General features: G+C 64.5%; 19 protein-coding genes and 2 pseudogenes. 9 read left to right on the top strand and 12 right to left on the bottom strand.

What is annotated here, in order from left to right:
- Positions 1–125 precede the first annotated feature (125 nt).
- Positions 126–692: an isoprenylcysteine carboxylmethyltransferase family protein gene (locus tag QTI04_RS01500; RefSeq protein ID WP_286613903.1), complete on the top strand. Its 567-nt coding sequence runs from the start codon at positions 126–128 to the stop codon at positions 690–692.
- A gap of 274 nt (positions 693–966) precedes the next feature.
- Here QTI04_RS01500 and QTI04_RS01495 read toward each other — a convergent pair whose 3' ends face one another.
- On the bottom strand, positions 967–1677 hold the full coding sequence (locus QTI04_RS01495; RefSeq protein WP_286613902.1) for a YebC/PmpR family DNA-binding transcriptional regulator: 711 nt from the start codon (positions 1675–1677) through the stop codon (positions 967–969).
- Positions 1678–1905: 228 nt separating this feature from the next.
- On the opposite strand from QTI04_RS01495, the gene QTI04_RS34245 reads away from it, so the two are divergent.
- Positions 1906–2238 (top strand): ATP-binding protein, encoded by a 333-nt coding sequence (locus tag QTI04_RS34245; RefSeq protein ID WP_369292792.1) that lies wholly within the window; start codon positions 1906–1908, stop codon positions 2236–2238.
- Between the two features lie 988 nt (positions 2239–3226).
- Positions 3227–5692, top strand: a complete 2466-nt coding sequence (locus QTI04_RS01485) for a DUF6351 family protein (RefSeq protein WP_286613901.1) — start codon at positions 3227–3229, stop codon at positions 5690–5692.
- A gap of 232 nt (positions 5693–5924) precedes the next feature.
- Here QTI04_RS01485 and QTI04_RS34240 read toward each other — a convergent pair.
- Positions 5925–6131 (bottom strand): annotated as a pseudogene (locus tag QTI04_RS34240) (DUF4287 domain-containing protein); the annotation flags it as partial.
- Between the two features lie 62 nt (positions 6132–6193).
- Entirely contained in the window at positions 6194–6643 is a 450-nt protein-coding gene (locus QTI04_RS01480; protein ID WP_286613900.1) for a VOC family protein, read from the bottom strand.
- A 206-nt stretch (positions 6644–6849) separates the two neighbouring features.
- Between QTI04_RS01480 and QTI04_RS01475 the strand changes: the two genes are divergently transcribed.
- Positions 6850–8292, top strand: coding sequence for a PLP-dependent aminotransferase family protein (locus tag QTI04_RS01475; RefSeq protein ID WP_286604115.1), 1443 nt, complete (start codon positions 6850–6852; stop codon positions 8290–8292).
- A 220-nt stretch (positions 8293–8512) separates the two neighbouring features.
- Here the strand turns inward: QTI04_RS01475 and QTI04_RS01470 are convergent, their stop codons facing one another.
- Positions 8513–8788 carry a hypothetical protein gene (locus QTI04_RS01470; protein WP_286613898.1) on the bottom strand — a complete coding sequence of 92 codons (276 nt, stop codon included), beginning with the start codon at positions 8786–8788 and terminating at the stop codon, positions 8513–8515.
- 407 nt (positions 8789–9195) lie between these two features.
- Complete coding sequence (locus tag QTI04_RS01465) at positions 9196–10068, bottom strand: LysR substrate-binding domain-containing protein (protein WP_286604117.1); 873 nt, start codon at positions 10066–10068, stop codon at positions 9196–9198.
- Positions 10069–10195: 127 nt separating this feature from the next.
- Between QTI04_RS01465 and QTI04_RS01460 the strand changes: the two genes are divergently transcribed.
- Complete coding sequence (locus QTI04_RS01460; RefSeq protein ID WP_286613897.1) at positions 10196–12157, top strand: aconitase family protein; 1962 nt, start codon at positions 10196–10198, stop codon at positions 12155–12157.
- 8 nt (positions 12158–12165) lie between these two features.
- Entirely contained in the window at positions 12166–13182 is a 1017-nt protein-coding gene (locus QTI04_RS01455; RefSeq protein ID WP_286613896.1) for a tripartite tricarboxylate transporter substrate binding protein, read from the top strand.
- A 34-nt stretch (positions 13183–13216) separates the two neighbouring features.
- Here QTI04_RS01455 and QTI04_RS01450 read toward each other — a convergent pair.
- Together QTI04_RS01450 and QTI04_RS01445 are read right to left on the bottom strand one after the other, a co-directional pair.
- Positions 13217–13343 (bottom strand): annotated as a pseudogene (locus QTI04_RS01450) (2-hydroxy-6-oxo-6-phenylhexa-2,4-dienoate hydrolase); the annotation flags it as partial.
- 374 nt (positions 13344–13717) lie between these two features.
- Complete coding sequence (locus tag QTI04_RS01445; RefSeq protein WP_286604120.1) at positions 13718–13987, bottom strand: hypothetical protein; 270 nt, start codon at positions 13985–13987, stop codon at positions 13718–13720.
- Positions 13988–14209: 222 nt separating this feature from the next.
- Between QTI04_RS01445 and QTI04_RS01440 the strand changes: the two genes are divergently transcribed.
- Positions 14210–14719, top strand: a complete 510-nt coding sequence (locus QTI04_RS01440; RefSeq protein ID WP_286604121.1) for an isoprenylcysteine carboxylmethyltransferase family protein — start codon at positions 14210–14212, stop codon at positions 14717–14719.
- Positions 14720–14889: 170 nt separating this feature from the next.
- Here QTI04_RS01440 and QTI04_RS01435 read toward each other — a convergent pair whose 3' ends face one another.
- The 5 genes from QTI04_RS01435 to QTI04_RS01415 all read right to left on the bottom strand — a co-directional run bounded on the left by QTI04_RS01435 (position 14890) and on the right by QTI04_RS01415 (position 20222).
- The gene (locus QTI04_RS01435) at positions 14890–15285 is read right to left on the bottom strand and encodes a tautomerase (protein WP_286604122.1); all 396 of its coding nucleotides are present in this window, start codon (positions 15283–15285) and stop codon (positions 14890–14892) included.
- Between the two features lie 173 nt (positions 15286–15458).
- Positions 15459–16103 carry a DUF938 domain-containing protein gene (locus QTI04_RS01430; RefSeq protein ID WP_286604123.1) on the bottom strand — a complete coding sequence of 215 codons (645 nt, stop codon included), beginning with the start codon at positions 16101–16103 and terminating at the stop codon, positions 15459–15461.
- Positions 16104–16636: 533 nt separating this feature from the next.
- Positions 16637–17404, bottom strand: coding sequence for an SDR family NAD(P)-dependent oxidoreductase (locus QTI04_RS01425; protein ID WP_286538381.1), 768 nt, complete (start codon positions 17402–17404; stop codon positions 16637–16639).
- Positions 17401–18678: a sugar MFS transporter gene (locus tag QTI04_RS01420; protein ID WP_286613895.1), complete on the bottom strand. Its 1278-nt coding sequence runs from the start codon at positions 18676–18678 to the stop codon at positions 17401–17403. The genes QTI04_RS01425 and QTI04_RS01420 overlap by 4 nt, the downstream gene beginning before the upstream one ends.
- Positions 18675–20222: a GMC oxidoreductase gene (locus tag QTI04_RS01415; protein WP_286613894.1), complete on the bottom strand. Its 1548-nt coding sequence runs from the start codon at positions 20220–20222 to the stop codon at positions 18675–18677. The genes QTI04_RS01420 and QTI04_RS01415 overlap by 4 nt, the downstream gene beginning before the upstream one ends.
- Before the next feature lie 238 nt (positions 20223–20460).
- Between QTI04_RS01415 and QTI04_RS01410 the strand changes: the two genes are divergently transcribed.
- Together QTI04_RS01410 and QTI04_RS01405 are read left to right on the top strand one after the other, a co-directional pair.
- Positions 20461–22257, top strand: a complete 1797-nt coding sequence (locus QTI04_RS01410; protein WP_286613893.1) for a glycoside hydrolase family 15 protein — start codon at positions 20461–20463, stop codon at positions 22255–22257.
- Positions 22254–23210 (top strand): aldose 1-epimerase family protein, encoded by a 957-nt coding sequence (locus tag QTI04_RS01405; RefSeq protein WP_286613892.1) that lies wholly within the window; start codon positions 22254–22256, stop codon positions 23208–23210. Before QTI04_RS01410 ends, QTI04_RS01405 begins: the two co-directional genes overlap by 4 nt.
- The last annotated feature ends 24 nt before the right edge of the window (positions 23211–23234 follow it).

Here is a 23234-nt window from a genome sequence, read left to right as displayed (position 1 = left end):
GGCCTCTCCCTGGCTCCCCACCAGCGCCCATCGTGCGGCTTTGCAGCGAAAGCGGCCCTTGCGCCATCCGATTTCGATGGCGCTTGACCTTTTCCACCACAGCGCACTGCATGTAAATTTCGCAAATGCTTCTGCCCCTGCAGGCCTACCCCGCAACTTTCGTCATCGTCAGTTCGGTCTTGCTGTACATCTCGCGGGGAGCGATCACGCGGCCGCGCTCGCACGGCTTCTATCGCTTCTTCGCGATGGAGTGCATCCTCGGCCTGATCTGGATCAATCTGCCGGTTTGGGGCGACGATCCTCTGCTGTCACCGAGCCAGTTGCTGGCGCAGCTGTTCCTCGCCACGTCGGCCTGGCTGCCGCTGCATGCGGCACGCCGCTTGAGACGGCTGGGCCAGCCGAGCAGCGCCCGCAAGGACGCGGCACTGATCGGATTCGAGAAGACCACTCGACTGGTGACGACGGGAGCATTCAAATACATCCGCCATCCGATGTACACGGCGCTGATCTGCCTTGCCTGGGGGGTCTTCCTGCAGCGCTTCACCTGGCTGGGCTTGGTACTGGTGTTGGCATCGACAGCGCTGATCTTCGTCACCGCCAAGCGCGAGGAGAAAGAGTGCATCGAGCATTTCGGCGATGCCTACCGTGACTACATGCGCCGCACACAACGCTTCGTACCCTACCTGCTCTAGTGGCTATGGAGCCTCTGATCCAGTCCATCGCTGCTTGGTTTGGTTCGTTGTCGTCTCAGGCAACGGGAAAGGGCGGATGAAGCAGATCGCTCGCGGCGGGCTCGATCAGTAGGGCAAGACGACCAAGCGTGCGGCCTTTCTGGTCGAGATGGCGCGTGGTGCCGTGGGCGCAGTTGTGCGCGCTGATCGAGCCGCACCACCCCAAGGAGTCCTTGGCTCAGGCCGCGGATGACCCAGCGCGCAGGTGCAGCAGGCCCGATGGAAACGTGGGCAGTTACCCCGCGAGTCCCACGAACACGTTCTGCACGTCGTCGTTCGCATCGATGGCGGCCAGGAAGGTCTCGACCTCCTCCAATGCCTCGGCGCTCAGGCTGGCCGGATCGATTGGGTTCTTGGCCTTGTAGCCGAGCTTCGCCGACAGCACAGAAAAACCCTGCGCCGGCAGCGCCCGGCTGACCAAGTCGAGATCGACGGGGTCGGTCAGGAATACCGTGATCCCCTCCTCGCCGTGCTCGAAGTCCTGCGCGCCGGCCTCGATGGCGGCCAGTTCGGGATCGGCTCCAACCTGCTGCGGTTCGGCCTCGATCATGCCGAGGTGGTCGAAATCCCAGGCGACCGACCCTGAGGCGCCCAGTTGGCCCTTGCGGAACAGCACCCGCATCTCCGGCGCGGTGCGGTTCACGTTGTCGGTCAGGCATTCGACCATCACCGGCACCCGGTGCGGCGCAAAGCCCTCGTAGATCACGCGGTCGAAATGCACCGACTCACCGGTCAGGCCGGCGCCCTTCTTGATGGCCCGCTCCAGCGTGTCCTTGGGCATCGAGACCTTGCGCGCCTGCTCCACCACCAGTCGCAGGCGCGCATTCGATGCCGGATCGGCCCCGCTGCGGGCGGCGATCATGATTTCCTTCGCGAGCTTGCCGAACAAGCGGCCCTTGGCGTTGGCCGCCAGGTCCTTGTGCTTGGCTTTCCATTGCGCGCCCATCTGTGATGTTCCTTGAGTCTCGGCTTTGCCGCGGGTAAAGGATTCTGCCGCAGGCCCGAAGGACCGCGGTGAGAGAAACCATGCTGCGCAGCAATTCCGCCAGGGGAGCGGGGACACATCGACGCGCCTGGCTCCGTTAGGATCGCACCCGAACCCGCTCCAGGAGCAGGACATGTCCAAAGGCTATTGGATTGCCCACGTCGGGCAACCTGGAAATCATCGAAGGCTATGAAGGCCAGCCACCTGACTGAAGCGGCGACGATGGCCGGCCGGTCGGCCCGACCCGGTTGGCAGCCTGACGTCGACGCCGCGCGTTGCACCGGCTGCGGCTGGTGCGTCGCCGCGTGCGACCTTCACCTGCTCTGCCTCGAAGTGGTCGATTGGAAGAAGTATTCGACCTTGGCCGCTGCGGATCTGTGCACGGGCTGCAGCGACTGCGCCGTGAAGTGCCCCTTTCATGCCATCTCGATGCGCAGGGTTGAGCCACCAGGCATTGGATTGGGATGTGACGTCTCACCCGCCAGCGCAGCTGCCACGAGCACGTTCAAGACCGCCACATGAACGCCCGGAAGACCTTGACCGTGCTGGCTGCACGGGTCGCTTTGCCGAGAGGCCTATCTGATCACCTTCGAGTACTTCCGCGCCGATGGCCGCTACGTGTTCATGGACACGCGAGGCCGTCGAGACCCCGAAGAAAGCCCGGACGACCGCTGGCGCGTTGAAGCTCGGGGGGCTGTGCATCAACACCACCTCGCCAGACGCAAGAGCGCTGCTACACGCTGAGGGAGGAAAGCGGCGGTCATCAGTACTGGATCCACAAGCCCGGAGACGCATCGAACGGGCCGATTAGCTCGAAAGTGAAGATCGTTCGCAGCGGACTGCAAACGCCACTGGCTCTGGCGCCGTAGTGCGAACCAGATGCGTGTGGCCAATCACACGCAATCGAAGACCGCCCCGGCCGCATTAGACCGCATGGACCGCTCGCTACGCAGCGGCTTCGGTCCTTCGCTGCCGCTTGGCGAGCGCCTTTGATGAGGTCGATTCCGGTCATTCAAACGCCACGCGGCCCTCGAGGTCTACATCGGTCACAAGGAGGTGCAGACATAGTCCGTCACCGACGCGGACGACGAAAGGACGACAACGGCAACCGAGTCGCAGCTGGCGCACTCGGGCTGGTTAGGTCCTGTCCGCCATCCCGCGCATTACGCGTTCAAATGCGTCGTTCGAACGCTGAGCGGATCGCCTTCTTACATTCCGTTTCACCTGAAAGCGACAGCCACGAACCGAAGTCTCGCGCCGCGATCTCAACGTCGCGCGCAGGAGCAGTTCGCTGGAAGCGGTGTTCGAGCGGGCCTGCATCGCGCGCGATGACGCGCACGGCTGACGGAGCTGCCTCGGTTGCGCATCAGATTCGGAACCTATGTTCAGGTGACGCAAAAACGTCTAGCCTTCGCGCGGCCGCGTCCTGTACGCGAGCAATCCGCAGCCAACGGCCGGGCACCCGGAGCTGGCAACGACAACAAAGGGCCTGCGTGCCCGAGGAGACACGATGACATCCAAAGGTCTGACGGCCGCATCGGCCGTGTGTGTAGTGCTGCTGGCTTCCTGCGGCGGAGGCAGCAGTGGCGGAGGCTCCGGATTAGGCGGCGGCACCGGCACAAGTAGTTCGAAGAGCAGCGCCGACGTCGACGCCGCGCAGCAGGCGAAAGCGCAGAACGACAAGGAGAACGGCAATAGCGTGCGTCTGCGCGTGTTGTCGAGCGCGCCCGAGTTTGTCTCGGGCGGCGATGCGCGCATCGAGGTCCGCGCCGCGCCGGGCCTGCGCGACAAGCTGGAGCTGTGGCTCAACGGCACGCGCCTGGATGTGAAGCTCGCCGAAACCGCGGTCGGCCTCGAAGGCTTGATCAGCGGCCTGAAGCTGGGGGCGAACACGCTGGAGGTCCGCCATCGAAACGGCAATGGGCAGGGGCGCGACCAGCTCACGCTGACCAACTACCCGATCACGGGCCCGATGTTCACCGGGCCGCAACAGACGCCCTTCGTCTGCACCACGATCCAGGGGGCCGTGGGCAAGCAGCCGCGGGTGGACAGCGCTGTGCCGCCGGGCTACCCGGTGCGCGATGCGCAGGGCACCTTGCTGGGCTACAGCCAGGACTGCTCGATCGACACCTTCGTCAGCTACCAGTACCGCAGCACGGCAGGCGCGCTCAAGCCGCTGCCGGCCGACGGCACGCGGCCCGCCGACATGGGCCAGGCAACCCTGGCAGACGGCCGGACGGTGGACTTCGTCGTGCGGCGCGAGATCGGCAGCATCAACCGCTTCCTCTACAGCATCGCGATGCTCGCGCCCATGCCGGCGGCGGACAACGTCGCGCAGGCCGACACTTCGCTGTGGAACGGCAAGCTGCTTTACTGGTTCCAGGGCGGCGTGGCGATCGGCCACAGCCAGGGGACGGTGCATGGCGGCTCGATGAACCTCGACGTGCTCGGCCGCGGCTGGGCCATCGTCCATTCGAGCGGCAACAACACCGGCACGCACTACAACATGAACCTCGCCGGCGAAACCGCGATGATGACCAAGGAGCGCTTCATTGAGCGCTATGGCGCGCCCGTCTACACCGTCGGCCTGGGCGGCTCGGGCGGCGCGATCCAGCAGTACATGATCGCGCAGAACAACCCCGGCGTGCTCGACGGCCTGCTGCCCGTTCAGAGCTACCCCGACATGGTCACGCAGACCATCCACGTTGGCGACTGCGAATTGCTGGAGCACTACATGGACGCGACCGACCGTGCCAACGGCAAGTGGGGCGTGACCAAGAACCGCACGTGGCTGGTGGGCATGAATGCGGAGGAGAACCCCGACGGCGGGCCGAACGCGCGCGTGAACGATGCGCTCGCGCCGCTGAAGATCGCGCTGGGCTACAGCACCGCAAAGGGCAGCACCGAATGCGTGCCGGCGTGGCGCGGCCTCACGCCGTTGTCGATGAACCCCTGGTACGGCCAGGCGCCCAACCAGCAGTTGTACGAGCCGCAAAGCGACATTGCGGCCATCCGCTGGACCCACTACGACGACCTGCGCAATGTCTACGGCGTGGACGCCAGCGGCGCGGCCCGCACGACCTGGGACAACGTGGGCGTGCAATACGGCCTCAAGTCCCTGCGAGCGGGCCACATCACGATGGACGAGTTCGTGCACCTGAACTGGCACGTGGGCGGCTGGAAGCATCCGAGTGACATGGTGCAGGAAGGCTTTCCCTTCTTCGGCACGACGCAGTCGGAGATCAACAAAGCGCTGTCGCAACCCGGTTACTTCGACCCCTGGAGTCGTCGCAACATGCGGTTGACCGCGGCCGATGCGCCGGCGCCGCGCACAGCGGGTGATCCGCTCGCGATGCGGGCGGCCTACACCTCGGGGCATGTGTTCACCGGGCGTCTGGACGTACCGGCCATCGATCATCGCCAGTACATGGAACGCGAACTGGACATGCACAACAGCCACCAGTCCTTCGCCGTGCGGCAGCGCGTGCTGCAGAAGATGGGTCACAGCGACAACCTGGTCGTGTGGTTCACCGACACCACGCCCGGCACGCCCAAGGCAAGCCAGTCGATGCAGGCGCTCGACGTCATGGACCAGTGGCTCGCGAACATGCGCACGAATCCTGCGGGTGGCATCGTGGGCAACAAGCCGACCGATGCCGTGGACGCCTGTTTCAACCTGCAAGGCCAGCGCATGAGCGCGGGCGGCGGCGTCTGGACCGGCATCTTGGACAGTCAGCCCGCAGGCGCATGCACGCAAAGCTTCCCGCTTTACGGCACGTCGCGCACGGTGGCCGGTGCGCCGATCGAGGGCGGCATCTACCGCTGCGCGCTCAAGCCGGTGGACAAGGCTCTGACTGACGGCACCTATGGCAATTCGGCGCCCAGTGCCCAGCAGGTGGAGCAACTCAAGCGCATCTTCCCGGAGGGGGTGTGCGACTACACGCAACCAGACCGGGCGCGGCCGGCTGCCGGGTGAGGAGGCGGCGCTCAACAGAGCGCCGCTTCAGGGCATCTCGGCGGGCTCTGACGCAATGCGATGCTCCAGCACCGTGTCCCGCCTGGCGGGCAGCGGTGCGCCCGGTCAGCCACTTGGAGATGCCCGGTGCGTTGTGCGCCGTGCCATCGCTGGGGCTTCCCTGGACCACCGCATGAAGCTCCGGATCTGTGGGAAGGCGCCAGGTGCGCCCGTCATTTCGGATTCGCTACGATCATGAGGTGCGCTTCCTGCTGGGGGCTCGGGGCGCCGGCGTTGCTCTTTGCGCGAGCGGAACCCAGCCGTTGCGCTGACAGGCTTCCCAGACCGCCATCGCGTGCCCATGACCGAGCCCCGACGTGGATTTCAGCCACGCGATGAACTGCATCGTCTTCGTCTCGGGATGCAAAACGCCGCTGCGCACGGCCTCGTCGAAGAAGTCCTTGGGGGTCCTTGCCGGTCTTGGCCCGGATGTTGGTGATGTACCCCTCGAGCGTCATGTGCTCATCCGAACGCAATGGACTCCCCATTGACACCCCAGCACACGCCGAAGCGATCAGTGAGCATGCCGAAGGTTTTGGCCCAGAACGCCGGCGCCAGCGGCATCGTCACCTGACCGCCCTGCGACAGCGCGTGGAAGGCGCCGTGCGCCTGGTCGACGGTGTCGTACTGGATGGCCAGCATTGCGCCCTTCACGCCCTCGTACGGCATGCCTGGTGGCACATCGCCGGCGAACAGCTTCGCGCCACCGGGCAGCGCCAAGCACGCATGCATGATGCTGTTGCCGGTGGGGCGCGGGCCGTCGCCGCAACCGTCGGCGCCCGCGGGTGATGCGGGCATGTCGTCGTAACTCATCATCGTTTCGATCTTGGCGCCGAGCGCCTTCTCGTAGAAGGCGAAGACCTCGCGGGTGTTGCCTCCAAAGCTCAAGTAGGGGGTCAGGGTCGTGGACATGGTGTGCTCCCGGGATGGGCCGACATGGCCCGTCGAGTGGCACCAAGATTACGCATTCAGGCCGATGAATAAAGTACCAATCCACGCCGACACTCCGGTGCCAATTGGTGGGCCCGAACGGCCGGGCCCGACTTGCGCTGAAGTGGCCCCATTGGCCTGCCACATCGGTATGCTGGTCGGCACCAGTTCGGACAGCGTCTCGGACCATGTTCTTGCAGTTTGATGGAAATGGCGTGCTCTACGCGCAGCTGGCGCGGGCACTCAAGCGTGCAATCCTTCATGGCCAGCTGAAGGCTGGTGCAGCCCTGCCTGCGACGCGCGTGCTGGCCGCGGAGTTGGGGCTGTCGCGCAATACCGTGATCACAGCCTACGAGATGCTGTGTGCTGAGCAGTTGGCGGTGGCCAGAGTCGGCTCCGGCACCTTTGTGGCGACCTCAGCGGTTTTGGGTGACAGGCCGTCGATCAAGGCGCAGGTTCCGGCCCAGACACGCTACGCCGCCCGCTTACGGGGCTTGCCGGCACTGACGCTTCGCCGCGTCGCTCAGCGCCTGCGTTACGACCTGCACTACGGCGAGCCCTTGGTCGACCCGCCACTGGTCAACGCATGGCGGCGCGAGCTGTCACAGGCGGTGGGCGCAAGGGATTGGGGTTACCCGCCAAGCGTTGGCCTGCGTGTGCTGCGTCAGGCCATCAGCGAGTATCTCGCACGGCGGCGCGGCGTCGTGTGCGACGCCGATGACGTGGTGGTCGTCAGCGGGACGCAGCAGGCAGTCTCTCTGCTCGCTCGGGTGTTGATCGACGAAGGGTCGCTCGTCGCGATTGAGGATCCCGGGTACGAATTCGCATCGCGCGCGTTGCAGGCTCATGGCGCGCGCCTGCTGCCGGTAAAGGTCGACGCCGAGGGTTTGCGGGTTGAGGTCCTACCACGCGGAAGCGGCGTCCGCATGGTCCTGGTTACGCCGTCGCACCAATTCCCATCCGGCGCCGTGATGTCACTGGCGCGGCGAACAACCTTGCTCGAATACGCTGCTCTACGCGGCTGCTGGGTGGTCGAAGACGACTACGACGGCGAGTTCCGCTACGACGGTGTCGCCATCCCGGCACTTCGATCGCTCGATGTCCACGACCGGGTGATCTACGTCGGCAGCTTCTCGAAGGTGCTTTTCCCGGGGCTGCGCCTTGGCTATGTGGTCTGCCCAAGGGGCGTGCGCGACGATCTCATCGCCGCTAAGCTGCACGACGACCTGGGTTGCGGCAGCATCGAGCAGACAGCACTGGCCGAGCTGATGCAAAGCGGCGCGTTCGATCGTCATTTGCGCCATGCTTCAGCGGAATTGCGCCGCCGCCGCGCGACGTTGCTGGACGGTCTGCGCGAGCATTGCAGCACGCATCTGGTGGTCAACGACTCACGCGCCGGCATGCATGTGGTTGGTTGGCTGCCGGGCTGGACTTCGCGCCAGGTCGAAGCGCTGGCCGCGCACGCAGCGGAGCGCGGTTTGGGGCTGCATCCGATCGCACCACACTACCGGCGTCAGCCCGCACCGCAGGGCCTGCTCCTGGGGTACGCCGCACTGTCCGCCAAACAGTTGCGTGCAGCGACGGCACTGCTGGGGGAGTGCCTGGGCAAGATTGCCGACCAAACAGCATAGCGGCACTCACGTTGCTTGAGCCCTTGGACATGATCAGGGCGACAAGACGGCGAAGTGGGTAAGGCTCAAAACTTGCCACCGGCCGCAAATCTTCATCTTGACGACTCCAATGTCCACACCCCCGCGATGCAGACGAGCGGCGGCCAGCGCGACCTGACCAAGTTCGCTCGCTTGATCCTGGCGGCGTCGATGATGGCCCGGTCGGGGACCTGACCGGAGCCTACGCGTTCTTGGCGCGCACGATGGTGTGCGTGACGGTCCACTTGCCCTCACCGTTCTCGTTCGCCATTATCGAGAGCATGTCGCGGTGCCACCCCTCTTCGCTGACATGTGAGAACTTGCCCCAGGCGCTGGACCGGCCGTCCCTGGACGCGGTGCCCCGGTCGAAGCTCCAGGCGCCGTCCTTGATCTCAGGGTCGGTTGCGCGGTGCCGAAGGACGGCGGTAGCCGCGGGACCGGCAGCGGCGAACTTGTCTTGCGAAGCGAACGCGAACATGGGCGAGAAGTGTATGGGATGGCGGTCCGCTAGTCTCAGTTGCCGACCATGACACTCGACCGCCGCTGGCGAGCCACTGCGCCGTCTTCTGCAAAGCGGAGGCAGTCATTGGCGCTTCGGAAGGGCGCGCCTCCTTGACCTTCATGGCCGGCGACGAAGGGTACCCTTCCCTTTCCTTAACGAGCACCATGTCGTGCTGCGGCGACGCAGCGGTTGCTGCCCTTCCCTGCCACCGAGGGAAATCACGCTGCGTCACCCGGTTCGAAGCCTGATCGAGAGGCGCCCCTTCACGTCGCCGGAGTGGTAGTCCGGGCCCCCTGCTGCCTTACGAGACGTCGTGATGGATGTCAGGAATGCGCACGGCAGCGGACATTGAGCTTGACGGCACAACCTGCGCTGAAAAGTCCTCAATGCTCCTGGGTTGCTCGCTGCGCCTTGGCACCTGACTGCACCCAGGAGAAAAACCGCGCGACTGCAGGGTCGTGCCGGCCCCGGGCCGGACAAACGAGGAAGTGTTTCCTTCCGGTCGACACGACCTGCTTGAAAGGCGCGACAAGACGGCCTGATGCCAGGTCTTCTTCCACGAACTCAGGCTGCGCGATGCCGACACCCAGCCCCTCGATCGCAGCCTGGTACATCAGCAGAGAAAAACTGAACTCAATTTGATTGGCCGGCTTGAGTTGGGGCGCGCCCATGAGGCGGAACCACAGGGGCCAATCGTCGGGACGATTGGCGCTGTGAAGCAAGGTCATTGTGGCCAGTTCGGAAACCCGCGACTTTCGCCTGCCCCACAGGCGCGGTGAACACACAAGGATCCCGGCTTCGTCCATGACGGAAATGCCATGCAATCCTGGATCCGGCTCGGATGCTCGTTGCATGCCGACATCGACATCCTCCGATTCGAAGTCCACGGCCTGCACGCTGGTGTTGATGTGCAGTTCCAACTGCGGATGCAGGACCTGAAAGCCCGGCAGCCGCGGCATCAACCACTTCATGGCGAAGGTTGGCGGCAGCTTGAATTGCAGCGCCTGCCCGTCCCCGCCGCGTGAGACCCGCTGCAGCGTGCGCTCCAACGCGCCGAAGCTCCGCTGGCAAGCGGCAGCCAGCAATTCACCGTGCCCTGTGAGGCGCAGCGACCGTCCGCTGCGCTCGACCAGACGCTTGCCCACGCGCTCCTCCAACTGGGCCACCTGCTGGCTCACCGCGCTCTGAGTGACATGGAGCGCCTCCGCGGCTCGGGTGTAGCTGAGTTGCTCAGCGACCTTCTCGAACGCGCGCAACGCCGTGAGCGGTAGATTTGACATTAGTTCAGCTTATATGAACTCAGGAAGTCTAACTTGTCCTTCGGTGGCAACTGAGCAGAATTCAGGTTGACGCAGCAATTGAACTTATACAAGGAGACTATTCTTGTCCACCGCCTCCGCAACAGCGCCAAGTCTTCGGTTCGACGGGCGCATCCTGTTTCTGTCCCAGGACCCGCAGATCATCGATCGCCAGCTCGCTGGCGAGGACCTGTCGCTCGACATGGCGTTGCCGTTGCGCACGGACGTTTCGACCGATGAGATCACGCCCGCGAACATTTGCTACTACTACGACGAGAAGCTCGGCGAGTTCCCCTACCTCGGGCTCAAGTGCGGCGACCGGACGCCCGTGAAGGCCGGCAGCGTCAAGGCGGGAGGGTTCCGAGTAACCGTCGCGGGCCGCCGCTATGGCAAGGGTTCGTCGCGCGAGGCCAGCCCGTTTGCGGAGTTGTGCGCAGGCGTCCGTCTGGTCATCGCGGACAGCTTCGAGCGGATCTACCGGCAGAACTGCCGCAATCTCGGCCTCCTGACCTCCACCGATTTCGGGCTCATCGAGCGCATCCGCTGCGGCGAAAGCATTCCGATCGAGGAGTTCACGCGAGGGGAGGACGAACTCACGGCCGAGCTGATTCGGCGTGGCGGGCTCTTCAAGCTTTCGCAGGCGCGACGCGAAGGCTGGGCTCCGCAGCCGCGCTCCGTTGCGCCTCGGGCGATGACCTACGCGGAAAAGATCATCGCCCGCGCGCGTGGGGGCGAGCAGCCTGTGCGGCCCGGCGAATCGCTGTTCGTCAGGGCGGATTGGCGCTATTCCCACGAGTACGTAACCCCCATGTCGGTCACGGTCCTGGAACGCGCCACCGGTGGCGACTTTCACCTGAAGGATCCACAGGGCATCCTCTGCTTCTCCGACCATCTCACCTTCGTGCACCACAGCATGCCCGCGGAGCGCAAGGCCATCGGGCTTCTCGATGCCGCGCAGAACCTGCAGCGCGTGCAGCAGCTGTTCTGCGAGAAGTACGGCATCCGGTTGCATGGGTTGCTGCGCGATCGCGAAGGCTCAGAAGGCATCAGCCACTCGATCATGGCGGAGCGGTACGTGCTTCCTGGTCAGGTGGCCGCGGGCACCGATTCGCACACGACGCATTGCGGCGCGCTCGGCGCACTGGCTTTCGGTGTGGGCGCGACGGAGATCGCCAATTCATGGGTCACTGGCGAGGTGCGCCTCGAAGTGCCCCGCGTCTGCAAGGTGCTGCTCCAGGGCCGCCTGCGCCCGGGCGTGGAGGCCAAGGATATCGCGCTGCACATCTTGCGCACCCCCTATGTGCGCGAGGGCCACGCCATCGGGCAAGTATTCGAGTACACGGGTGAAGCACTGGCCGTATTGCCTACCGACGAGCGGGCCACCTTGACCAACATGGTCGCTGAAATGGGCGGCTTCACCGGGATCGTCGCGCCCGACGAGGAGACGCGCCGCTTCTTGCGCGAGCGCCGCGGCATTGATTTTCGCATCGAGCCCTGGATGTGCAGCGACGACGGCGCCGCGGTCGCGCACACGATCGAGATCGATTGCTCACGGCTGGAGCCGATGCTGGCAAGGCCCGGCGACCCGGGCAGTGGCGTGAGCGTCTCCGAATTGAAGGAACAAGTTCCCATTGACATCGCATATGGCGGTTCGTGCACAGGCGGCAAGCGCGAAGACCTGCGCCACTGCCATGAGGTCCTGGAGTGGGCAGTGGGACACAACTTGAAGGTGCATTCAGGGACCCGCTTCATCGTCCAGTTCGGTAGCCAGGACGTCCGCGATTTCAGCTTGCGCGAGGGCATGTTCGAGGTGTTCAGCCGCGCCGGCGTCGAGCTGATCGAACCGGGCTGCGGCGCCTGCGTCAACGCCGGCCCCGGCGTATCAGACCGGACGGACCAAGTGACAGTCAGCTCCATCAACAGGAACTTCCCGGGCCGGTCCGGTCCGGGGAGGCTCTGGCTGGCGAGCCCCAGCACGGTGGCAGCGAGCGCCATCGCCGGCCGCATCGTGAGCTTCGATCAATTGCGTGCCCTGTTTGGCGAATGACGCCTTCCATGGCACCCGAAACCCTAAAACCCAAGGAGACAAGCATGCAATCTACGAATCGTCGCGCATTCATCGGTGGACTCACTGCCACTGCGATCCTGATCACGCACCCCATCATGGTCACCGCTCAGGGGGCCAACAGTCCCTTGCGGATCATCGTTCCCGCGAGCGCCGGCTCCGGCCAGGATGTCATGGTTCGGTCCGCTCAGAACGCAATGAGCAAGGCGCTGGACCGCCCTGTCATCGTGGAGAACCTGCCCGGCTCCGGTGGGATCATCGGCACGCAGCAGCTCGTCAAGGCCGCGCCGGACGGCAACACGATTGCGTTCGTCTCGAACAACCACACCGTCAACCCGGCCGTCTACAAGAAGATGCCGTACGACAGCCTGAAAGACATCACGCCGATCACGATCGTCGGGGAGACGCCGTTCTTGCTCGTGGTCAATCCGCAAAGGCTGCCGGTCAATAGCGCCAAGGAGATGGTGGCGCTGCTCAAGGGCAAGCCGGACCAATACAACTTCGGTTCATCCGGCAACGGCACCATTCTTCACCTTGCCGCCGAGATGTTCGTCGACGGGGCGGGGGTGAAGGCTCGCCACATCCCTTACAAGGGCGCCGGACAGATGATCACCGACTTGATAGGTGGCCAGGTCGATTTCGGGGTGCTCGCGGTTCCTGCTGTACAGGCGCACCTCAAGGCCGGGACCTTGCGGGCGGTGGCGGCGACTGGCGCAATAAGGGTGCCTTCCCTCGCGAATATTCCGACGCTACAGGAGCAAGGAATCAACGTCACCGTGGGCGGCTGGCTCGCCGCAATCGGACCGGCCAAGCTCGCTCCGACAGATGTGAAACGCCTGAACGAGGCCATCGTAACCGCGTGGACTTCGCCCGAGGTGAAGAAGGCGATGGCAGAACAGGAGAACATCATCAATCCCACCACGCCAGAAGCCGCAGTGTCGACCTTCAGCCGCGAACAAGCGCGTTATGCGGACGTAGTCCGCAAGGCCGGCGTGACGCTGGATTAACGCTTCCAACCACGAATTCGCATGCCCACGCGGCCGGGATGGCGAGCGCAAACGCCATGGCGATGTATGTGCCTACCCATCGAGTTGCCGATGATGTGCACCTTGTCGAGGCTGACTGCGTCCATCAGGCCTTTGAGGGAGTGTGCGTTGAGGGCGGAACGCCTGGCGCAGCATAGAGCGCCAAGCCGGCGACAACGTTGCTCGTTCTCGTCGGGGCCAAGAGGTTGCTGTGCAATACGGCTCGCTGCTCCGCCTCTCGATGCAGCTGCAGGCCCTGAGCTGCCACTTGGCGCACGCGGAAGACCGGTGATGGCAGGCAGGCGTCACGCGGCCGCCCTATGGCGTTGCCATCTAGTCAGCTCTCACGCCTGGCGGGGCGCTGACTGGTGCCCATTTGCGCAAAATCGGTCCGCAGTGTTTCTGAGAGCACATCAACGGCGCCGAAAGCTGGGCGCCGCCCAAGCCGGTGGGTCTGGGTGGGTCGAGCAGTACGCCTCGCACATCTCCTCCCGGCGCGCCTACCGGCGAGCGCTGCTCAAAATTGCGCCTGCCCATCGCCGGTGCGGTCATGAACCCAACGCATCGCCTGTTGCTCTGCGTGACGGATCGCTTCCGCCTCCGTGCCATACACAATTTCCTCGGTGTCGTTGGGCAGTTGCGTCTCTTCCTCATCCGCAGGAGTTCGAACAAGAACGACGATGGGTTGATATGCGCCGCGCGCCGGCTCTGCGCGTAGCTCAAAGCGGAAACCGCGATATTCGAGCGAGTGGCCATCGGAAATCGGAGTACTGGTGTCTGTTGGCATGGTTCTGGCCTCTTAAGGACGTCCTCGATGGTGCGCAAAGTTGGCGGCAGGGTTGTGCAGGCGCGCACAGGCCCTTGTTGAAGGACAGTGCGCCGTGGCGGTAAACATCGTGCTGGGGATCACGCTCATGGGACGCTGGACGGGCACCCAGGCGAAAGCGGTTAGAGCTTGCGGCGTCGACGTGACGCCAGCGCTCGCCCATCCGCACGATTCGCGGCGGCGTTGTATGCTCCTATCGTGCAGCGCGCCGCCGCGATCATCGGTTCCGCGATCTTCCTGGTCATTGCTCCGGGCACGCTCGCCGTGTACGTCCCTTGGTACCTCACGCACTGGCACTTTGCGCCTCCGCTATTCCCGATCGCGCGCGTGCTCGGCGCCGCCCTGATCGTCGCCGGGTTGCCCATCTTGCTCGATTCGTTCGCTCGCTTCGCGTTGCAGGGCCTCGGCACACCGGCGCCCGTGATGCCTCCCAAGCGCCTCGTCGTCACCGGGCTCTATCGCTACGTCCGCAATCCGATGTACGTGGCAGTCACGGCGTTGATCGCCGGCCAGGGCCTCCTGTTCGGGAGCGTCGCGGCGCTGGGGTACGGCGCGATCGTGTGGGCCGGATTCTTCTTGTTCGTTGTCGCCTACGAAGAGCCTGCGCTGGGCGAGCAGTTCGGCGACGAGTACAAGCGCTATCGGGCGAACGTGAGGCGATGGTTACCGCGCATCACCCCATGGCGCGGGTAGGTGGTAAGAACGCCGCGTCGCGAAGAAGTGCATGACCGTTCTCCGCAACGGTCACCGTCTTTCGGCGCAGAAATTCGATCGGCGGCTCACAGACAGAACCGGTAGTAGCCCCTGCGCTGCCCGATAAGCAGGACTTGGGCCAGGAGCAGCCATCCGAACTGCTGTCGGAATTAGGCTTCTCCCTGCTTCCAGTCTGGGCTGAAGCCACCCAGCGTGGGATGGTACATCTCGTCGCCATCATGCTGAGTGAATTCGACATTCAAGCGGTCCCCAGTGAGACCGAGCAGTTCGATGCAGTGAGCGCACAACGCTCTGGCCACCTCCATCCGAAGTTCGGCCGGCCGGCCCCGGCGGATGTCCAACATCAGCAAGGAGACTGGAACGGGAACCTCGCCCACCTCGGCGATGCGCCAAATTCCGCCCGCACCCAATTCTCGAATCGCTACGGATATTCGCCGAATGTCAACGCTCATCATCGAGGAGTAGGTCTCGCACATCCGAGCCGCGAGGCGCTGCTTCAAGTCCTTGGGATAGCTGTCATTTACGTCGAGTTGCAGGTAGGGCACGGAACCTCCTTGAAGAATCTAACGCTCGCATTCCGCCATAGGACCAGCAGAGATGGAGCCCTCGCATTCGATGCTGTGACCGGACCGAGGCGTCTGCAGAAAGCCTCGAGTGCCGGGTGCCGACGGGCTAAAGTCGGCCAGTTCCCGCCATTCGTGGCCGACAGCTTTGGTGCTCAAGCAAACCCGTCGATGAGGGCCCGCGCGCCGGGGGGTGCGTCGTTTGATTTCCGCCAGACCAGAGTGAAGTTGTTTGCCGGCATTGGTACGGCCTCCTCCAGCGCAAGGCCTTCATTGCCCGCCACTTCCACCACCTTGTCGATGTCGCGCACGCCCCAGAGAGGATTCCTTGCGCGCAGGCTCGCGTCGAACGCTTCATTGCTCTGCGACGTATGCGCGCCGCCGCGCATGTACGGGCCGTAGGTCACAAGCACGCCACCGGCGGGCAGGATCCTGCCGACGCCCGCCATCAACGCGAGCGTGGCCTCCCACGGGGAGATGTGAATCACGTTGATGCACACGACCGCATCGGCCGCGGATACGGGCCAGGGATGCTTCGTGATATCGATGGCGAGGGGCGGCTTTACGTTCGACAGGTTGCCTTCGCTCACCCACGCCTCGATAGAAGCATGACGCTCCACGTCCATCTCGCTGGGCTGGAAAGTGAGGGCGGGCAAAGCCCTGGCGAAGTGCGCCACGTGCTGCCCGGTGCCGCTGCCGATCTCGAGCACGAGGCCGCGTGGCGGCAATACGCGCGCAAGTACCTCGAGGATCGGCTGCTTGTTGCGCTCGGGGGAGGGGGCGGTCTCGCGTGAGTCCATGCAGCGATGGTAAGCCTCAAGTCGTGCCCGGCGCCTCAACCGCTCCGTCTGCTGCCTGCCGATGTGTGCCCTCCGCTGCGGGGACTTCCTTGAGGTCCCTGTGGACGGGCTCGGCCGGCAGCTTTGCGGCAACGAGATCAGGAAAGTGAATGTCGCTTCAGCCCTCCCTGCCTTCCACCAGCGCCCGATGTCCGACCGGTGTGCAGTGCGGTCCTCCCCTGCTGCTGGGCGAACTCACGCTGTGATGCCGATTTCGGTCATCCAGTTGCCAAGGAGATCCCGGTATCAACGACCGGTCCCACGGTGTGCAGACATAGCCGCTCGCCGACGTCACGCGGCCAGCGCGATTCCGATGTCGAAGGCAACCGAGTGGCCGCTATCCAAACAGTCGGAGTGTCAGTCCGGGCCCGAAGCCAGCCTCCGGGCCCGTTGGATTCGAGGCCTGAAAGCTGCCGTTGGCGAACGAGACTACGTTGGGTGCAAATCGGGCCAGGCCTTTCCCGGCGTCATCTGGAGTTCTACGGAGCGACTCATCACAGTCCAGGACTGCTTTGCATGATCCCGCCGTCCACGAAGATCGTGGTGGCCGTCAGATAGCTCGCACCGTCGCTCGCGAGGAACGCCACGACGCTCGCGATTTCCTCCGAACGAGCCATGCGGCCCAACGGAATGGCCGAGTTGAGTTTCTTCAGCAGCACCGGATCGTTCATGGTCGACAGGTTGATCGGCGTGGCCACGGCGCCAGGACCGACGCCGACGACGAGGATGTTGTGCGGCGCCAGCTCGACGCCCGCCGTGCGCGTGAGCATGCGTATGCCGCCCTTCGAAAGGCAGTAGGCGGCGTTGCCCGGCATCGGCCAGTCCTCATGCACGGAACTGACGTTGATGATGCGCCCGCCACCGCCCTGCTTGATCATCTGCTGTGCGGCGAACTGGGTGCCGAAGAACGCGCTCTTGAGATTGATGGCGAGCACCTTGTCGTAGTCCGCCTCGCTCGTGTCGAGCACGGAGGTGCGAGTCTCGACCCCTGCGTTGTTGACCATGACGTCGACTCGGCGGAACCTCTTGACGGCAGTAGCGATCAGCCTTTGCAGGTCGGCGACCTTGCTCACGTCGGCTTGCACTCCGATCGCTTGGTCTCCCAAGGCGAGGACTTGCCTCTCCGTCGCTTCGGTCGCTTCGGGATGCACGACGTAGTCGATGACTACGTTGGCCCCTTGCTTGGCGAGCTCCAGCACGATGGCGAGACCGATGCCGCTGTTGCCGCCGGTGACGATGGCGACTTTGTCTTTCAGGTTCATGGTTGATCTCCTGGATGAGTGATGGTTGAGGGCTGGGTCGGACTTTGAATCGGCGCACGCGCTACTTCCGTGACCAGTCGCGCTGGGTGGCGGGCGATGAGCGCGGCAAGCACGACGAGCGCCAGCGCGACGCCGGTGGTCGCTCCATAGATCGTGCCCAGACTCAATCCCAACCGTGACTCCAGAGGGCCGACGCCAAAGGCCGCGATCCCGTACCCGATCTGGTAGGACGCGATCAATCCCCCGGCCATCGATGCGGCGATGGGCTTGAGTTCCGCCTGCCCGAAGCTGATGACCAGCGGCAGCAACGCCGAACAACCGAAGCCTGCGAGCGCAAAGGCCGGGATGCCGAAGAGCGGCTGGCTCGGCTGCAGGAAGGCAAGGACGACAAAGCCAGCGGCCACGAGCAACGGCAGGACCTGGAAGACGGCGCGCTCGGGCAACCATTTCCCGACGAGGGCAAAGAGGACGCGCCCTGCCGTCACCATGCCCCAGAACACGGTGAGGGCGAGCGAGGCCTGCGTCGCATTTGCGCCCAGTTCCTTCGTCATGTAGAGCGAAGCCCAGTTGCCGTTCATCGTTTCGCAGACACCGTACAAGAGCGCGAATCCGGCGAACACCCAGAACCGAAAAGGAAGCTTCGTCCGCCCGCCCATGACCCCGGCGCCGTCCGCCTGCGCATCCGGACTGAGCGGCAAGCGCGCACTGAACAGGAGCAACCCCAGGATCAGCGCGCCAGCCAGCACCGGCAGTCCCCACCAGATGCCCAGACCGACGAACACCGCGACAAGCATCGGCGCCAGCGCAGTGCCTGACCCCAGCAGGGCGTTCAGCGCCAACACGGCCTTGTCCACCTTCGTTGGAAAGAAGGCGGCGGCGAGCGTGTTGAGCGTCGGCACCGTGAAACCGAAACCGACGCCGAGGCAGCCGGTGGCGACGAGCAGGACCACGTAAGCAACCGCGTGCTCGCTCATCGCGAACCGGCTCAGAACGAGCAGCGCCATCGACGCCAGATTCGCAACGAGTCCGATCAAGAAGATGCGCTTGGCGCCGAGGCGGCGTGCCAAGCCGGCGCCCAGCAAGGAGGATCCGATGGCCGTCACCGCCTGGGGCACGAACATGCCGCCGTATTCCGTTCTCGACAAACCGTAGCCCGTGGCGCTGGTGAAGACGACGCTCGCCGCCGGAAACGTGACCAATGCCACGCCCTGAATCAAGCCGGCACCGTACACGGCCGCGATTTCTCTGCGCCGTGCGAGCGGGTAATTTGTCATTGGATGCGGTGCAGCAGATGCTCGCCGACGCGCAAGGCGTTCGCGATGGCGGTCAACGACGGATTCACCGCCCCGATGCTTGGGAAAAAGCTCGTGTCCACGACGTACAGGTTGTCGAGCTCGTGCGCCTTGCAGTTGACGTCGAGGACGGAAGTTGCCGGGTCGATGCCGAACCGGCAGGTGCCGGCCTGGTGAGCGACGCCGGCGATGGGAATGTGCTTTCCCATGTAGAGGTTGTTCGGGATGAGGTGAGGATGCATGTCCATGTGCTCGAGCATTGACTGCAATTTCCTTTGTAGGCGATTGATCGGCTCCACGTTTGTGAACTCGTAGTGGAGTTGGATTTCACCTCCAGAATTCACGGACACGCGATTCTGCGGAAGCGGCAAGTCTTCGCTCGTGAGCCAGAAATCCACCGCGTGTCGGGCCATCTGATCCAACGTGAAGCCGGGCGCGAACCGTGGCGCGTCTTCCTTGAACATCGGTCCCTGGGACTTGCCGAGCATCTGGATATTGCCGAGCGGAAATTCGTAGTCCGTCGCACCGAAATAGAAATCGTTGATCGTGAGCGTCTTCTGGAACTCGGTCGGATTCTCGCGCCGGGAAAGGGCGACCAGCGCGACCGCGTTGTGAAACATGAAGTGGCGACCCACCATGTCCGAACCGTTCGCCAGCCCGCGCGGATGTTTTTGATTCGCCGACATGAGCAACAGCCGTGCGGAATTGGCCGCACCGCAGGACACGACAATGAGGCTTCCGGTGTACTCCTCGCGCTGCCCATCGCGATGCACGATCACCTTGGTAACCGTGCGTCCGCTGGCGTCCGTTTCGAGGCGCTGGACGTGAGCGTCTCTCTTCAGCGTCACGTTCGGGTACTGCAACGCGGGCCGCACGGCGATGACTTCAGCGTCCGCCTTCGCGTGGACGAGGCAGGGGTAGCCGTCGCAGTAATTGCAGCGTATGCACTGGCTGTGGGGACGGTCCGCCTCGTCGAGCAGGATGCCCGTCGGCGCGTACGCCGGCCGATAACCGGCACGCTTCAAGCCATCGGCGATCTCCTGCACACGCGGCTCGTGGCTCACGGGGGGAAATGCGTAGGGTGCGCTGGCCGGTGGATCGGTGGGGTCATCGCCGCGCTGACCATGGACGTGGTAGAGCGCTTCTGCCTGCGTGTAGTACGGCTCGAAATCGTCGTACCGAATCGGCCAGTCGGGCGTCGAGCCGTCGGCAGTGCGGTGCGCCGTGAAATCCCTCTCGCGTAAGCGAAACATCGCAGCGCCGAACATCTTGGTCGCGCCGCCGACGAAGTAATGGACGCCCGGCTGAAACGGCTTGCCGTCCGAGTCGTACCACGTGTCCTTCGACACGTAGCGGTTCTTCACGAAGACTTCGGTCGGATCCCAGTTCTGCTTTTCGCGCGGCAGATAGTCGCCGCGTTCGAGGATGAGAATTCGCTTGCCGGAAGGGGCCAGCTTGAGGGCGAGCGTGCCGCCGCCGGCCCCGCTGCCGATGATGATGAAATCGTAGTGATCATCGCTGCGCATGAGGTTTCCCGTGGGTAAGGCCTTGACTGCAGGAGTGGGCACCTCTTCCGCGGCCGATATGGTCGGAAATCGTTACGTTGGTAACGGGACAATGTCAACGCAGCACAGGCGCGGGCAATCGCCTCCAAAATCAGGACCAGCTCCAGCTCGCTGCTCACCCGGCTAGACGGACCCAGTAACGCCACCGCAGTTTCAAGTCTGAATCCGCCTCGGCGCCGACTGCCCCACGGGAGGTCGAATGGCTCTTCGCATCGAGGACTACGGACTCATCGGCGACATGCACACTGCAGCATTGGTCGGGATCGATGGGTCGATCGACTGGTTGTGCCTGCCGCGCTTCGACTCTTCCGCATGTTTCGCGAACCTGCTCGGCACCGAGGAAAACGGTCGATGGCGCATCGCTCCGACCGGAAACGCCGTCGCCACGACGCGACGGTATCGGCCTTCGACGCTCGTTCTCGAAACCGAGTTCGAGACGGCCGACGGCGTGGTTCGGCTCATCGACTGCATGGCCTTGCGCGCGTCGAACCCACGGATCGTGCGGATCGTCGAGGGCGTGCGCGGCACCGTACCGATGTCCGTTCGGCTCAACCCGCGGTTCGATTACGGCAAGACCGCCCCGTGGATCCTCGCCAAGGATCAGGCGGTGAGTGCCGGCGCGGGACCCGAGGCGGTGGAGTTGCGGGCCGACGTACCGATCACGTCGCAAGACCGTTGTCTCGAAGCCGACTTCTCGGTGAACGCGGGCGAGCGCGTTTGCTTTGTTCTCACAGGGTACCTCTCCTGGGAAGACGCGCCGCCACCGATCGATGCGCTCGATGCCGTGGCCGAGACTGAGGCCTGGTGGCGCGCCTGGTCGGGTCGTTCGACGTACAAAGGTGCGTGGAAGGATGAGGTCGAACGCTCCCTCATCACGCTCAAGGCGCTCACCTACGCACCCACTGGCGGGCTGGTGGCCGCGCCCACCACGTCGCTGCCCGAGTTTCTCGGCGGTGTGCGCAACTGGGACTACCGGTACTGTTGGATCCGAGACGCAGCGCTCGCGCTGGACGCGCTCATGTCTGCAGGCTATGTCGAGGAAGCGACGCAATGGCGCGACTGGGTGATCCGTGCCGTTGCGGGCGACCCCGAAGACCTGCAGATCATGTACGGAATCGCAGGAGAGCGCCGCCTCGACGAGTACGAACTCGGCTGGCTGGCAGGCTACGAGGGGTCCGCCCCTGTGCGGGTCGGAAACGCTGCCTCGGGGCAACTGCAGCTTGACGTCTATGGCGAGTTGGCCGATGCGATCTATCGCGCGCGGCGGCTCGGCATGACTGCCGTCGCCGCAGCGCTGGATCCCACCCAAAGCTTCGTTCTGTGGCTTGAGCGCCATTGGCGCGAACCCGACGATGGCATTTGGGAGGTTCGGGGGCCCCGACGTCAGTTCGTCCACTCGAAGGTGATGGCCTGGGTCGCCGCCGATCGCGTCGTGAAGATGTTGCAAGGGTCGGGCTACAAGGGCGCGATGGACGAACTGCTACGGATGCGGGACGACATCCACGAGGAGGTGTGCCGCAACGGCTTCGACGCCGAGAGGAACACGTTCACCCAGTACTACGGATCCACGCAGCTCGATGCGGCGCTACTGCTGATCCCGCAGGTTGGATTTCTGCCGGCGACCGATCCGCGCGTGGCCGGCACGGTCGAGGCGATCCAACGTGAGCTTGTGCATGACGGGTTCGTGATGCGGTACATCCCGGACAAGGACGCGGCCGACGGATTGCCCCCGGGCGAAGGCGCGTTCCTCGCCTGCAGCTTCTGGCTCGTCAACGACTTGGCCATGCTCGGGAGACTCGAGGAGGCCCAGGCGCTTTTCGACCGGCTGCTCTCGCTGCGAAACGATCTCGGACTCTTCGCCGAGGAATACGACCAAGCGCACCAGCGACTGATCGGCAACTTCCCTCAGGCGTTCACTCACCTGACGTTCATCGCCAGCGCCATGGCTCTCTCGGAAGCTGCCGATGCGCGGGGGTCCACCGCCCGGGATCGATGAGCTCGGTCAACGCGGTTTCGCCACTCTCGGGCGCGCAATACGAGATCCGTCACGGCTCGCAGCGCGCCATCGTGACCGAGGTGGGCGCGACGCTGCGCCACTACTCGGTGGAAGACGCGGACATCATCGATGGATTCGGGGTGGAGGAGTGGTCGCCCAGCGGCCGCGGTCAGGTGCTGGCTCCCTGGCCGAACCGCCTCGACCGCGGGCAGTACCGGTTCGAAGATCGGGCCGGCCAAGCGGCGCTCGACGAGCCCGAGTTGCAGAACGCGATCCATGGGCTGGTGCGATGGCTCCCGTGGAAGACTGCATCGAAGTCAGCCGATGAAGTTGCGTTGACCTGCGCGCTCCATCCGCAGCCGGGGTATCCGTGGCGGCTCGACCTGGAAGTCCGGTATCGACTCGATGTGACAGGCCTGACGGTCTCCTTCCGGGCGCGAAATGCCTCGAACGTCCCCGCGCCCTTCGGGATCGGTTTCCATCCCTACCTGACGGTGGGCGCCGCCATCGACGACGCGGTGCTGCAGGTCCCGGCGAACCGATGCCTGGTGATGGACGACCGCGGGCTTCCGGTCGGACACGAGCCGGTCGCCGGATCGGACCGGGATTTCACCGAGCCGAGGTCGGTCGGCTCGGTGCGGCTGGATACTGGCTACACGGACCTCGTGCGAGGGGCCGACGGCCTCGCGCGTGCATCCGTGGCGCGGCCCGACAAGGGCCGACGTGTCAGCCTCTGGGCCGATTCGTCGTTCCGATACCTCATGGTGTACACGGGCGACACAATCGAGAATGTGTCGCGTCGACGACGCGCCATTGCGATCGAGCCAATGACGTGCCCGCCGAATGCTCTTCGTTCAGGGATCGGCCTCTTGAAGTTGGAGCCCGGGCAACACGTCGAGGGCCGCTGGGGGGTGGTGCCGGATTGGGCCGAAATTGGCACATTGACGCCGTAGTATGGGCACCACCAGGCAGGAGGT

Origin of the sequence: Variovorax sp. J22R115, from assembly GCF_030317005.1 — a bacterium.
Classification (GTDB): Bacteria; Pseudomonadota; Gammaproteobacteria; order Burkholderiales; family Burkholderiaceae_C; genus Variovorax.
This window is presented reverse-complemented; position numbering and strand designations above follow the sequence as displayed.